The 12170-nt window shown below is 66.1% G+C and carries 13 protein-coding genes; 1 reads left to right on the top strand and 12 read right to left on the bottom strand.

Annotated features, from left to right (window positions below):
• Positions 1–111: 111 nt before the first annotated feature.
• From A1351_RS07955 to A1351_RS07900, 12 genes are all read right to left on the bottom strand, one after another.
• The gene (locus A1351_RS07955; RefSeq protein WP_024881717.1) at positions 112–852 is read right to left on the bottom strand and encodes a lytic transglycosylase domain-containing protein; all 741 of its coding nucleotides are present in this window, start codon (positions 850–852) and stop codon (positions 112–114) included.
• Positions 849–1223: a hypothetical protein gene (locus tag A1351_RS07950; RefSeq protein ID WP_157096192.1), complete on the bottom strand. Its 375-nt coding sequence runs from the start codon at positions 1221–1223 to the stop codon at positions 849–851. Before A1351_RS07950 ends, A1351_RS07955 begins: the two co-directional genes overlap by 4 nt.
• 196 nt (positions 1224–1419) lie before the next feature.
• The gene (locus A1351_RS07945) at positions 1420–1878 is read right to left on the bottom strand and encodes a hypothetical protein (RefSeq protein ID WP_157096191.1); all 459 of its coding nucleotides are present in this window, start codon (positions 1876–1878) and stop codon (positions 1420–1422) included.
• Entirely contained in the window at positions 1875–2426 is a 552-nt protein-coding gene (gspM, locus tag A1351_RS07940) for a type II secretion system protein GspM (protein ID WP_024881714.1), read from the bottom strand. Before gspM ends, A1351_RS07945 begins: the two co-directional genes overlap by 4 nt.
• Before the next feature lie 4 nt (positions 2427–2430).
• Positions 2431–3474: a PilN domain-containing protein gene (locus A1351_RS07935; protein WP_157096190.1), complete on the bottom strand. Its 1044-nt coding sequence runs from the start codon at positions 3472–3474 to the stop codon at positions 2431–2433.
• A gap of 5 nt (positions 3475–3479) precedes the next feature.
• Complete coding sequence (locus A1351_RS07930; protein WP_026598261.1) at positions 3480–4433, bottom strand: general secretion pathway protein GspK; 954 nt, start codon at positions 4431–4433, stop codon at positions 3480–3482.
• Positions 4430–5191, bottom strand: coding sequence for a prepilin-type N-terminal cleavage/methylation domain-containing protein (locus tag A1351_RS24590; protein ID WP_064032708.1), 762 nt, complete (start codon positions 5189–5191; stop codon positions 4430–4432). Before A1351_RS24590 ends, A1351_RS07930 begins: the two co-directional genes overlap by 4 nt.
• A gap of 6 nt (positions 5192–5197) precedes the next feature.
• Complete coding sequence (locus A1351_RS07920; protein WP_024881710.1) at positions 5198–5635, bottom strand: prepilin-type N-terminal cleavage/methylation domain-containing protein; 438 nt, start codon at positions 5633–5635, stop codon at positions 5198–5200.
• On the bottom strand, positions 5625–6077 hold the full coding sequence (locus A1351_RS07915; RefSeq protein WP_245291616.1) for a prepilin-type N-terminal cleavage/methylation domain-containing protein: 453 nt from the start codon (positions 6075–6077) through the stop codon (positions 5625–5627). The genes A1351_RS07920 and A1351_RS07915 overlap by 11 nt, the downstream gene beginning before the upstream one ends.
• On the bottom strand, positions 6055–6540 hold the full coding sequence (gene gspG / locus A1351_RS07910; RefSeq protein ID WP_024881708.1) for a type II secretion system major pseudopilin GspG: 486 nt from the start codon (positions 6538–6540) through the stop codon (positions 6055–6057). Before gspG ends, A1351_RS07915 begins: the two co-directional genes overlap by 23 nt.
• Complete coding sequence (locus A1351_RS07905) at positions 6537–7742, bottom strand: type II secretion system F family protein (RefSeq protein WP_024881707.1); 1206 nt, start codon at positions 7740–7742, stop codon at positions 6537–6539. Before A1351_RS07905 ends, gspG begins: the two co-directional genes overlap by 4 nt.
• 4 nt (positions 7743–7746) lie before the next feature.
• Positions 7747–9408, bottom strand: a complete 1662-nt coding sequence (locus A1351_RS07900; protein ID WP_024881706.1) for a GspE/PulE family protein — start codon at positions 9406–9408, stop codon at positions 7747–7749.
• Positions 9409–9692: 284 nt separating this feature from the next.
• Between A1351_RS07900 and gspD the strand changes: the two genes are divergently transcribed.
• Positions 9693–11981: a type II secretion system secretin GspD gene (gene gspD, locus A1351_RS07895; protein ID WP_198162287.1), complete on the top strand. Its 2289-nt coding sequence runs from the start codon at positions 9693–9695 to the stop codon at positions 11979–11981.
• Positions 11982–12170: the final 189 nt, after the last annotated feature.

Genomic DNA, 12170 nt, shown 5'->3' with positions numbered 1-12170 from the left:
TTCGCATGACACGGCGCGACGAGCGGCATCATCAGAATAGCGAGACCGAGACATCTCATGCTTCGTCCCTTCGAACGATCGATTTTTAGCCACGGCCGCCGACGAGAGGCCTCACCGCAACCGCACGGCGTTTGCGTTCGCTTGTATGACGATATGATCGAGGCGCGTGTTGATCGCGTCGAAATCGAGCTCGGCGCGGCCAGACGCCGCGAGGCAATTTCGACGACATCCGACGACGAGCGCCGAGCGGAGTCGAGACGGCGCCGCGTCGCCGAAGGTAGCGATCGGAACGATTCCGGCGACCGGATAGCCACGCGCCATCAGCTTGGCGCGCACGGCGAGGCAATAATCGACGGAGCGATGCGAAAAGCGCGTCTCTCCATGGCCTGCGCGATATTTCATGACCGCCGTGCAGAGATCGCCGCCAGCGAGCCGCCAGGCGCCCGCGAGATATTTCACGCCATAGCGAATATTGGTCTCGGGAACGGCGAGCCGCTCCATCCGACCATCGAATCCCAGCGCTCGCGCCGTCGAGGGCAGCACTTGCATGAGGCCGATCTCGCCGACCGAGCCTAAGGCGCTGGGATCATAGCCGCTCTCGACGGCCATGACGGCGTCGGCGATCTCGCCCGGCATTCCGGCGCGGCGCGCTTCGCTTTCGGCCAGCGCGCGATAGACGGCTGGCGAGCCCGGCCGCGCCGCCGCCGGTTCCGGCGCCTTCGCCGAGCCTCGATCGTTCGTCTCTTCGGCCGCGAGACGCGAGGCGACCGCGAGCGCGCCGAGCATCGCCGCGGCGAGCAGGCAAGCCGCGCGCGCTTCGGCCGCGCTCCGACTATGCGTCCCGCCGCTCAATTCTTCGCCTGCAGCGATAGTTTCAAATGCAGCGGCTGCGACATATCGGCCGGCGGCGGCGCGCCCACCTCCTGTCGCGTCAAAAGCGCGCGCAACGCCTCCGCATCCGCGGGATCGAATCCCTCCAAATCGACGCGCTCTACCGTCCCGTTCGCCAAAATCCAGAGACGCGCCACGATGGTCGACGGCGAGGCGTTCTGCTGCGAGCGCGCTTCCAGGGACGTTCGCAGCCGGCGGGTCTGCTCGCTGTCCTGGCCGAGCCAGTCCTGAACCCGACGCCCGACGAGCAATGCGTAATCCCGCCATGCGGCGGGAGCGCCGTCCGCCGAGTGGTAGGCGGCGGCCTGCGCCGGCGCAGCCCCGTGGAGCAAGGCGCTCGCCGCGACGAGCCCAAGGCCTAGCCGTTTCGCGAGAGCTTCCGTCAATCTATAGAGCGGCGATCGTCTGTGTTGCGACATTGCGACTCTCGTCGTCTCGTGAATATGCCCACATGCGGGCGCGATCTATTCACGAGACGATGCGCGAGAGCCAAACCCGAAGCGTCACCATAAAAATTCTTTCGAAAGTTTAGCGCCGCGCATTTGTGCGCGCGGTCTTCGTCGTGACGCGCCTCGTTTCGAACATGGCGAATGTCTTGCTGCGCTCATCCTGCCCAAAAATGATCCGCGTCGGTTCTATCCGTGTTATTTTCCAACCATTTATATCGTCACCGACGCGAGCGGCGCGAACCTTGTCCATCGGATTGGGCCGGATGAAGGCGCGCGTTCCTTGCGCGTCGGTCAGCACGCCGAGCAGCACGACGGTGGGCGGCTCGGGCGGGGGCGGCGGCGGCTCGGCCTCGCGATGCGCCGTCGGGGTCGGCGGCGGCCGGCGGCTCGGCGAGAACAAAGGGCGGTCGCGCGTCGCGGCAAAACGCTCGAGCGGCTGGCGCGCCAGCGGATTGGCGTCGACGCGGGCCGGCGTCTCCTGCGCGGGGACATGCGAGGCGGCGAGAAGGGCGAGAGCGACGAGCGGCGAGCGTCTCATGACGCCGTCCGGCGCCAATGGGCGCGAAGGTTCAAGGTGACGCGCAGAAGCGGCTGCGAGCCGCCGCGTCGCGCCCCGTCCAGCGGCTGGAGCGAGAACGCCTCGACCAAGACATAAGGCGTCCCCGTCTCCAGCTCATAGAGCAGCGCCTGCAGCGCCGAGAGCTCCATGTCGAAGGTCGCCTGCAATTGGACGGCGTCGGCCGCCTCCTTGCCCATCGGCGGCGGGGCGTTGGACGAGGTCAGAGCGGCGTGCTGGGCCGCGACGAGGCGCGTGACATAGGCCTGCAATTGCGCGCCGGCGAGCGCCGCGGTCGGCGCCGCGAGAAACGCCGCCTCGGGCGCGACAGCCCGGTCTCCCGGGCCGCCGGCGCGCTTTTGCGCCGCTTCGAGCCGCGCCAGCGCGTCGCGACGCTGGGCGTTCTCCTCGGCCGCTCCGCCACGCCCCCCCAGCGCGAACAGCGCCGCGCCCCCGCAGACGAGGACGAGCGCCGCCAGCGCGCCGAGCGCCGCGCCCTCTTCACGATTTATCCGAAGATCGAGCCGCATCGCTTCATCCTCCCGCCGGAGTGAGGCGCGCGGCGACACGCGCCTCTATGCTGAATGTGAACAGCCTGCCGTCGGGGCCGCGCGTGGTCGGCGCAAAGAAGCGCACTTGCGACAGCGGCCCGGAGGTTTCGCAGGCGGCGATCAGCGCCGGCGCGTCCTCGGCGAGGCCGATGAGCCGCAGCTTATCGGCCTCGAGCCGAAGCTCTGTCAGGTAAGCGCCGTCCGGCAGGCTGCGCGATAGCGATTCGAGGAGATGAACGGCGGAAATCGATGTTTCCTTGCGCGCCCAGGCGCGCTGCTGTGGCGGGAGCGCCGCGATGATCCGCGGGTCCTCGCCGGCGCGCGCCTGCTTCTGCATCGCGCGCGCGCGCGCCGTCAGCGTTTCATTCTCGTCTTGCAGCGAGACCGCGGAGATTGCAGCCCAGAGGCCGACGATGGCGCAGATCGCCACATAGGCGGCGACGCCGCCGCCTATGGCGAGGCGCAGACGCCCCCGGCCCTGCGCCGCCTGCCGCATATTGCGGGACCACAGGATCACGGGAGCCTCGCCGCCCGGCGTCGCGACGACTCTGTCGACCGTAAGGCCGCGAGCGGCGAACTCCGCGCGGGCCGCGTCGACCTCGCTGCGCGAGACGATAGAGACGCGCACGTCGAGGCTGCCCGGCTGCGCGCCGGGCGCGGCGGCGAGCCCGTAGACGATTTCCGCGACCGGCCAGGGCGACAGGCGATCGAGCCGATTGTCGACGACGCCGCTCATGAACTCCCGCGCCTTTTCCGGCAGCGTGATGCGGCGCGTCACAATGCGCTCCTGCGGCCATTCGAGCAGCACGATCTCGCTGCGCGCGCGGCGTTGGATCTCCTCGGGAAAGGCGCCCGCCTCCGCGGCGATGAACACCGACGCGTCGGGGTCCACGCCGGAGCGAAGGCGAAAGCCATCGATCTCGCGGGAAACGAGAAGGGCCCCGCGACCGCGCCAAATCTCGCGCAGACGTTCGGCGAGCTGCGCCAGCACGTCGATCCAATGAATGAGGAAATCTACGCCGAACATGAATTTCACTCGAAAAATCGGCGTTCGCCGGCGTCGATCGGCGTCGGTTTCTGCTCGAAGAAGAGCACACGATAAGGCTGTCGATCCTTCGGCAATATGACAATGACCGCTTCCGCCGCCGCCGCATATCCATCCGCGAGGGCGACCGTGATCCGCAGCCGCGCCACCGAACGGGTCGCGAGCTTGGCGTAGCGGGCGGCCGGCCCGAGAATCTGCTCGATCCGCGCCGGCTCGATCGGAGAAGCGCTCCGCGCTTCGAGCAGCTGCTCGACTTTGGCCTCGGTCATCTCGGGCAAGGCGCGCAGGATCTGCGGCGGCGCCGTCGCGGCGTTCACCGTCGCGGCGCCGAAGACGGTCACATAGGGGGCGACGAGGCCCACATGGGCCGGCGTCACGGCGGGGATCTGGGCCAATTGGTCGACATTGGTGAAGACCTGCTCCAACTCCTGCTTTTCCGGCGGCTTCTCGCCCGGCTGCGGCTTCGCCGCGCTGGGATTTTCGCCTTGCTGCGGCGGCGGTTCGGCGGTCTCTTTCTGAGCGGCCGTCTTCAGCTGACCGTCGCGCCACAGCACGATGGCGCGAGCGACCTCATTGGCGTCGGGCGCGCCGACCTCGGCGAAGAGCGAAGCGAAAACCTCCACCGGCGCCTTGTTGATGTCGATCCTGCCGAGCTCATCGCCGAGCCGCACGCGCGCGGCGCCCGTCGAAAGGGAGATGCGCGTCTCCACCGGCCTCAGCGGCCGCCCATGATATTTGGCGAGAAGGTCCGCCCCGGCTTCCAACCCCGCGGTGAACAGCGCCTCCGCCTGCACGCGATCTCTATCGACGGCGAGAACGCCGGCGAAACCGCGAAACCCCGCCCCCGCCGCCATCGCGAGGGTCGAAAGCAGCGCGATCGTCCACAACACGGCGACGAGCACGACGCCGCGGCGCGGATCGAGGCGGGAGCCGCTTCTCATGTCGGTTCCTTCGCCGGTTCTGAAGCTTTCTTCTCGCTCGGCGCAGCGGTCTTGCCTGGCATGCAGTCGCCCCCCTCGCGCGCGCAGGCGGCGGGCGCGTCGGCCCATAGGACGAATTGCGCGCCGGCGGCGAGATCGGCGCCGGTCACCGGGTCGGCGAGACGCAAGCGCACGACGCGCGGCAATTCCGTCTCCTCCGTCCATCTGTCGGTCCAGGCGAGCGCGCCGCGTGCATCCATGCGCGCGAAGTCGAATGAAATGTCGTATCGGCCTTCGAGCAGCGCCACTGCGTCTCCCGCCGCCTCGGCGACAAGGCCGGCGCGCGGACCGAGCCAGACGGAACGCCGGCGCACCAGCCGCGTCACGCCGTCGCGCAGCGGCTCGACCTCGAGAGTCAGCGCTTCCTCCCGCGCAGCGCGGGCGCCGACGGCGCTCCCGGTGACGAAGACGATGCGCCCCGGCCCGCCCTCGAAAGCGACGGGCGCCGCCCTTTTTTCCTTGCCCTTCGGCATTTCGATGCTCCCCGCGACGAAGCGCGCGGCGCCGAAATCGCGCGACAGACGATCCATCGCCAGCGCGAAACGTTCCGCCTCATTCACGCCGAGCGCCCCGCGATCGAAATAGAGCGCCACATGATGGACGAGCGCCGCCGCTCCGAAGATGATGGCGGCGGCGACGGCGAGCGCCGCCAGCGTCTCCACGAGGGTGAAGCCGGCGCGACGCCCTCTTTCCTCCAGCGAGCGGCTTCTGGCCATCATGCGCTCCTATCGCTCTTTTGCGAGACGGATCGTCTCGGCGGCGATCGACTGGCCCTCCCCCCAGGAGACGCGCGCCGCGACCCGATAGGCCGCCCATTTCGGCGCGTCACTCTCGTCCTTTTCCTTCGCTTTCTCGTCCTTTCGAGGAGCCGGATCGTCGAAGACCGGCGTGTCGAGAAAGATCGGCTTTGCGTCGATCCGCCAGCGAAAGCCGCCGGTCTCGCCATCCTGCGTTTTTGCGCCGCCCTCGCGGTCGAAAGGCGCCTCGATGAGTGAGCGCAACAGAAGCGCCGCGTTCACCCGCCCCTTGCCGCTCGCCAGAATGCGCCGCCCTTGAAAAAGATGCGGGCCGAGCGCGCCGGCGAAGGCGACGAGCACAGCGAGAGCGACCAGCGCCTCGATGAGCGTGAAGCCCGCGCGCAGGCGCTTCGCGTCACGGCGCATGGATCGACACGCCGCCGGTGAACCAGTCGATGCGCACCTCATAGCGGACGCTTTCCCGCTCGAAGGCGAGCGCCGCGCCCGTGGACGCGCCATCCGGCTCGAAGCGGACCACCGGCCGCAACGAGCCCGCGCCGCCGTCGACGCCGAGCAGCGCCACTGCGACATCGGCGGGGACGCGCACCGAGCCGCCGCTCTCGCCCAGCAACGCGCGCTTCTCGCCGTCCAGCGCCACATGACGGGGCCTGCCGCTCATCATCGCGCCGAGCCGCTCGCGCCGCAGCAGCGCCGCCACGTCGATCGCCAGCGCCTTCAGCCGCGCCCGGCCAGACCCCGGCGCCAGCATCACGGCGAGAGCCGAAATCAGGGCGATGATCATCATGACCGCCATCATCTCGATCAGCGTGAAACCGGCCCGCCGCTCAATGGTCCGCATTGGCGACATTGGGATGTTCTATGTTCGAAATATCGGCCGCGGTTCCGACGCCGCCCTCCTGGCCGTCAGAGCCCAAGGACATGATTTCGTAAGGCGGATTATGGTCGGCCGGGAAGCGATATTGATAAGGCTTGCCCCAGGGATCATTGGGAACGCGCCCGCCTTTCACATATGGCCCGCTCCACACGTCGACGTCGCTCGGACGCTGGACGAGAGCGGCGAGCCCTTCGGAAGCGGAAGGATAGCGACCGGCGTCGATATAGAAGAGATCGAGCGCGGAGGCGAAGCTCTCGATCTGAAGCTTCGCCGTCTTGACCCGCGACTCGCCGAGATAATTCAGCACGCGCGGCCCGACGAGTCCGAGAATGAGGCTGATGATCGTCAGCACGACGAGCATCTCGACGAGAGTATAGCCGGGGCTTGCGCCGCGAAGCAGGCGTTCCGCGCGCTCAGGAGGACACATTCTCTTCATAGGGCGAGCTCCGTTATGCTGAGAAGCGCGCTCATGATGGAGACGACGAGCGCGCCGACAATGACGCTGACGAAAATAATGGCGATCGGCCCGATCGCTCCCATGAGACGGTCGAGGCCGAGGTTCAGCCTATGCTCGTAGAACTGCGCCGCATGGGCGGCGATCGAGGCGAGATCGCCGGTCTCCTCGCCGACGCGCAACATTCGGACGGCGAGCGAAGGCAGCAAGTCCGTCTCGGCGAGCGCCTCCGCGAAGCGCCGACCGCTGCGCACCTGCGCGAGCACTTTGTCGATCGCGGCGATCGCGCCCGGGTCCGCGACGATGTCGCGCAGGATTTTCAACGCCGTCGGCAGCGGGACGCCATTGCCGACGAGAAGACCGAGAGCGCTGATGAGGCGCGTCGTACGTGCGTCTCGCATCGGCCCGGCGACGCCCGGCGCTCTCGCGAGAACCGTGATCGCCCGGACGCGCGCTTCTTTTCGGCTGAAGATCAGCCAGAGAAAAAAGGCCGAGGCCGCGCACCCGGCGAGGAATGAATAGAGATTGGCGTGCAGCCACGCCGAAGCCGCCAGCACAAAGGCCGCGCCGCCGTTGAGACGATCCCCGATGTCTTTGAAGACAGGCTCGAATTGCGGCACGACATACACCAGGAAAAAAAACAGGATGAGAATAGCCGAACCGATGAGAAACAAAGGATAGCGAATGGCGGAATTGATCCGTTCGCCGAGCAGCTCCTTGCGGGCGCGATCCTCGACGATGGCGCGCAGCACGGGCTCCAGCCGGCCCGACGCCTCGCCCGCCCGCACCATGGCGACATAAGCCGGTTCGATGATCGCGGGATGACGCTCGAGCGCCTCGGCGAAACTATCGCCCGCGGAAATCGTCGCGCGAAGCGCCTCCGCGAAACGCATCATCGGCTTGCTCGCGTCCTCCGCCAGCGTTTGCAGCCCCGCTTCCAAAGTCAGGCGAGAGCCGATCAGCAGCGCCAATTGCCGAAGGAAGATCGTGACGTCGCGCGGCGGCGGAGGTTGGACGCCCCCCGAAAGCGCAGTGAGCCGCCCTTTGGCCGCGAGCTCCGCCTCTATGGGCATATGGCCGAGATATTCGATGCGACGAAGCACTTCCTCGCGAGTCGGGGCCTCGACTTCGCCCGAGACCACCTCTCCGGCCGACGTCACTGCGCGATAACGAAACTGCGGCATAGGCTTACATGCTCATGGTGACGCGGAAGACTTCGTCGATGGTGGTGAGACCGGCGCGGCATTTGGCGACGCCGTCTTGCGCCATGGACGTCATGCCTTCGCCGCGCGCGACCGCCTCGAGCTCGCTCGCATCGGTCTTGGGTCCGATCGCCGCGCGCAGCGTGGGGGAGGCCTCGATGACCTCGAACACGCCGCGGCGGCCGCGGAAGCCGGTGTAATTGCACCATTCGCAACCTTTGGGACGGTGCAGCGTCTCGCCTTCCACAAAGCCGAGCGAAGCATAGCGCGCGTCCTCCGCAATATCCTGCGCCGTCAAGAGATGCGGCTGCTTGCAATCTGGACAGAGGATGCGCACGAGGCGCTGGCCGATGATCGCGCGAACGCTCGAGGCGAGCAGAAAGCTCTCGACGCCCATGTCGATGAGACGGGTGATCGCGCCCGCCGCCGTATTGGTGTGCAGCGTCGTGAGCACGAGATGGCCGGTGAGCGCGGCGTGGACGCCGATATGCGCCGTCTCGGCGTCGCGCATCTCGCCAACCATGATGACGTCGGGGTCCTGGCGCAGAAAGGCGCGCAGCGCTATCGCGAAGGTCAACCCGATACCGGGATGGACCTGCGTCTGATTGACGCCGGGAACCTGATATTCGACCGGATCCTCGATCGTCAGAATTTTCCGCGTCGGCTCGTTGATCTCGGCGAGCGAGGCGGCGAGCGTCGTCGTCTTGCCGGAGCCGGTCGGCCCGGTCACGATGATCATGCCGAATGGCGCCTGGAGATTTCGCTTCAATATATCGCCGTCGCGCTGCGACAAGCCGATCTGATCGAGCGCGACGACGCCCGAGCCCTTGCGTAGCAGACGGATGACGGCGCCCTCCCCATAGAGGGTCGGCATCGTCGCGACGCGAAGATCGATCTCGGCGCCGGCGACGACGATGCGCGCACGCCCGTCTTGCGGCAGGCGCCGCTCCGTGATGTTGAGCCCGGCCATGATCTTGAGGCGGGAGAGCAGCCCCTTGGCCATGCTCATCGGCGGCGCCGGCGTCGCTTTCAAGAGCCCGTCGATGCGCAATCGCGCCTGCAATGTTCCGGCGAAGGGCTCGATATGCAGATCCGTGGCGCGCTGCTCTACAGCGAGTCGCAACAGATCGTCGAGAGCGCGCACCACGGGCGCGCCGCGCGCGAGATCGCGCAGATCGTCGAGATCGTCGGAGCCGGCCTCGGCGATCTCCGTCGCGGACGCCGCCTGCTCTTGCCCGCATGCCGCCGCGAGCGCGGCGTCGATCTCGTCTGCGGTCGCCACCGCGATTCTTGCCTTGCGCTCCAGCGCGGTCTCGATGGCGAGCAGCGTCTCCTCCTCCACTGGCGCGGCGACGGCCAACAGAAGACCGCCGTCGTCGTCCGCGAAGGGAAAGAGACGCTCGTCCTTCAAAAAACGACGCGAGAGACGCCCACCGGCGAAATCATCGGCCGGGAGCTCGCCGCGCTTGATACGCGCGCAGGCGTAGAAATCAGCGAGTTCGTCAGCGAAGTCGGAAGGAGTCAAACGGGTGAGGCTCGCCCAGTCTATCTCGCCGGCCATGTCGCGACCGCGCGCGCTTTCGAGCGCCTCGGCCTCGCGCACGACGCCCTTTCGGGAAAGATGCTCGAAAAATGCAATATGAGACATGAAAGACCGCCGAAGTCAGTGCATCGAGCAATACGCTCGAGTAGAGCCTCGAGTTTTGACGGCGGCATGACAGCCGCGCGATCAGACGCCAGACTCCGGCCACGGTTTCGTTGCCCCTCTGTCACACAAGCGTGCGATTGCATTGCAACGTCAGCGAAAGCGCAAGTTTATTGGTAGTCGAATTTGTCGATCGGAGTCGCGTTGTGTTTTGTCGTAGCGAGCGCCGGCGAGCCGGTTCATTTTCTTCCGCGGCCCGGCGCTGGCTGGTCGCAGCGGCCCTGACGATGTCCCAGGGCCTGCTGCAATCTTGCTCATCGCCCGAACAATTGACCGGCGTCGGCCCGGGCGACAGCGTCGACTCCATCCGACTCGCCGATTTGACCGCACGCTTTCCGCTTCTCGCCGATTACACTCGCCGAGAGTCGCAAAAACCACCGATGCTCTTTCCGGCCCAAAAGGGAACGACGAAGGCCGCCGAGCCGATGGCCTCCGCTTCGCCGGCCTCCGGCGCGACCGAACGCGGCGACGGCGTCGAGATCAACTTCGATCAGGCCGATGTCCAGACTGTCGCAAAGGCCCTGCTCGGCGACGCCTTGGGACTGAATTTCGTCGTCGACGCGCGCATCACGACGCCGATAACGCTCGTCGCAGCAGCCCCGATCGCGCGCAAGGACGTTCTGCCCGCATTGGAGAGCGCTCTACGAATGTCCAATGCGGCGCTCGTGCGCGACCACGACGTCATCCGCATCATGCCGATCAACGAGGCCAATGGCACTGGCCCTGTCACATTCGGCGCGGATCAGCTGGGATTTGGCGTCACCATCGTCCCGCTGCGCTATACGTCCGCAGCCGCGGTGGTAAAGGCGGCCGAAAATTTCGTGAGCCGCCCCAACATGATTCGCGCCGACTCGGCCCGCAATTTCATCCTGGTGCAAGGCTCGACGAACGAGCGACACGCGGTCCTGAGCATGATCGCCGGCCTCGACGTCGAGTGGATGCGCAACCAATCCGTCGGCGTCTATCCCCTGAAATCGACGTCGCCAGCGACGCTCGTCCGCGAGCTCGAGCAGATTTTCGAGACGGGGGAAGGCGCGCAAGGCGCCGGCGCGGTGAAATTCCAACCCATTTCGCGCATGAACGCCGTTATGGCGATGACGCAAAGTCCGCGAATGCTGGAGCGCGTCACGCTATGGGTGCGGCGTCTCGATCGTTCGGACATGACCGGCACGACAGTGCGCATCTATCGTCTCGAAAATGGCAACGCCACCAAAATCGCCAAAATTCTCAATGAGATTTTCGTTGGCAAGGGCGCGGGGTCGTCGACGAGCGATACCGCGACCAGCCAGATCGCTCCAGGCGCGAGCGCGGCTCAATCCAAGCTCGACTCTGTGTCCTCAGGTAGCGCTTTCGGCAACAGCAACAACGCCAACAGCTCTAACGCGCGCCAAGCCAGCGGCGCAGGCGCAGGCCAGGGTGGCGGCCAGATCGCCGCCGCCTTCGAGAATTTCAACGAGAAGAAGGAGGCCGACGCAGAGACCAAAAACGATGCTTCCTCGCCCGGCAGCCTACTCCGCGGTGTTTTTCAAAATGTCCGCATCACGGCCGACAGCAGCAATAATTCGATTATCGTCTACTCCAACCAGGACGACTATCGTGTCATCGAACGCTCGCTGCGCGAGCTCGACAGGCCACAAATGCAGGTGGCCATAGAGGCGACGGTCGCCGAAGTCTCGCTGACGGACCAGCTGCAATATGGGGTGCAATATTATCTCGGCAACGCCACCAGAGCCAATGCGTCGCAGGCCAATTCGTCCGCCTCCTCGACATCGACCTCGAGCTCGTCGTCGTCCGACACGACGTCCAGCTCCTCCACCGCGAGCGTCGTTTCGAACCTCGTCCTCCAGCGCGTCCTTCCCGGCTTCAATCTGGTGCTCGGTCCGGAGGCGCGACCTCACCTCATTTTGAATGCGCTTTCGACGCTCACCAGCGTCAAGGTTCTGTCGGCGCCTTCGCTCGTCGTCGCGGACAATCAACCAGCGCTTCTCCAGGTGGGCCAGGAAATCCCGATTTCGACCGGCACGGCGAATATCCTCACGAACGCCAACACTGTCGTCAATTCCTTTCAGATGCGCGACACCGGCGTGATCTTGAAGGTCTGGCCGCATGTCCACGGCAATGGGACGATTCAGCTCGAAGTCGAACAAGAGATTTCCAATGCGACGAGCACTAGCCTGACGCCGACCATCTCCCAACGACGCGTGCATTCGACTATTTCGGTAACGAGCGGCCAGACTGTGATGCTCGGAGGCATGATCAGCGAGCAGGATAACAGCACATTGGACGGCCTCCCGATTCTACGCCGCATCACCTATCTCGGCGATCTGTTCGGCAATACGGACAAGTCCAAAAGCCGGCAGGAAATCGTCGTCTTCGTCAAGCCTCAGATCATTCGCAACGGCTTCGACGCGCAAGGCGTCTCGGAGGAATTCCGCTCGCGGCTCGAGTCGATGCGCAGCGTGGCGGCCGTCGCGCCCGCCTCCGAGCCGTCGCCCGCTCGTCGTATCCGCAAATAAACGACGCCTTTCATCCGACTAAGGCGTTCCCTGAGCCGGACGCGTCGGCGTCGTATCGGCGGCGGCCTTGTGCTCGCGAACGAAATTCCATCAAATCGGCAAAAATCGCGCGTCTGTCATTGCCGGGTCATCAGCTCGACCTATCCGCATGCGCATATTCGAGACGTCGAGGCGCGCAGCCACGATGGA

It is taken from the genome of Methylosinus sp. R-45379 (genome assembly GCF_001644125.1).
Classification (GTDB): domain Bacteria; phylum Pseudomonadota; class Alphaproteobacteria; order Rhizobiales; family Beijerinckiaceae; genus Methylosinus.
Note: the sequence above shows the minus strand (reverse complement) of the source record. Positions and strands in the feature narration are given on the sequence as shown.

Coding starts and splice junctions, on each gene's coding strand:
- A1351_RS07905 (WP_024881707.1), bottom strand. CDS start 7,742: ATGCCGCAGTTTCGTTATCGCGCAGTGACGTCGGCCGGAGAGGTGGTC.
- A1351_RS07915 (WP_245291616.1), bottom strand. CDS start 6,077: ATGTCGCCAATGCGGACCATTGAGCGGCGGGCCGGTTTCACGCTGATC.
- A1351_RS07945 (WP_157096191.1), bottom strand. CDS start 1,878: ATGAGACGCTCGCCGCTCGTCGCTCTCGCCCTTCTCGCCGCCTCGCAT.
- A1351_RS07930 (WP_026598261.1), bottom strand. CDS start 4,433: ATGAGAAGCGGCTCCCGCCTCGATCCGCGCCGCGGCGTCGTGCTCGTC.
- A1351_RS07920 (WP_024881710.1), bottom strand. CDS start 5,635: ATGCGCCGTGACGCGAAGCGCCTGCGCGCGGGCTTCACGCTCATCGAG.
- gspM (WP_024881714.1), bottom strand. CDS start 2,426: ATGCGGCTCGATCTTCGGATAAATCGTGAAGAGGGCGCGGCGCTCGGC.
- A1351_RS07935 (WP_157096190.1), bottom strand. CDS start 3,474: ATGTTCGGCGTAGATTTCCTCATTCATTGGATCGACGTGCTGGCGCAG.
- gspD (WP_198162287.1), top strand. CDS start 9,693: ATGTCCCAGGGCCTGCTGCAATCTTGCTCATCGCCCGAACAATTGACC.
- A1351_RS24590 (WP_064032708.1), bottom strand. CDS start 5,191: ATGATGGCCAGAAGCCGCTCGCTGGAGGAAAGAGGGCGTCGCGCCGGC.
- A1351_RS07900 (WP_024881706.1), bottom strand. CDS start 9,408: ATGTCTCATATTGCATTTTTCGAGCATCTTTCCCGAAAGGGCGTCGTG.
- gspG (WP_024881708.1), bottom strand. CDS start 6,540: ATGAAGAGAATGTGTCCTCCTGAGCGCGCGGAACGCCTGCTTCGCGGC.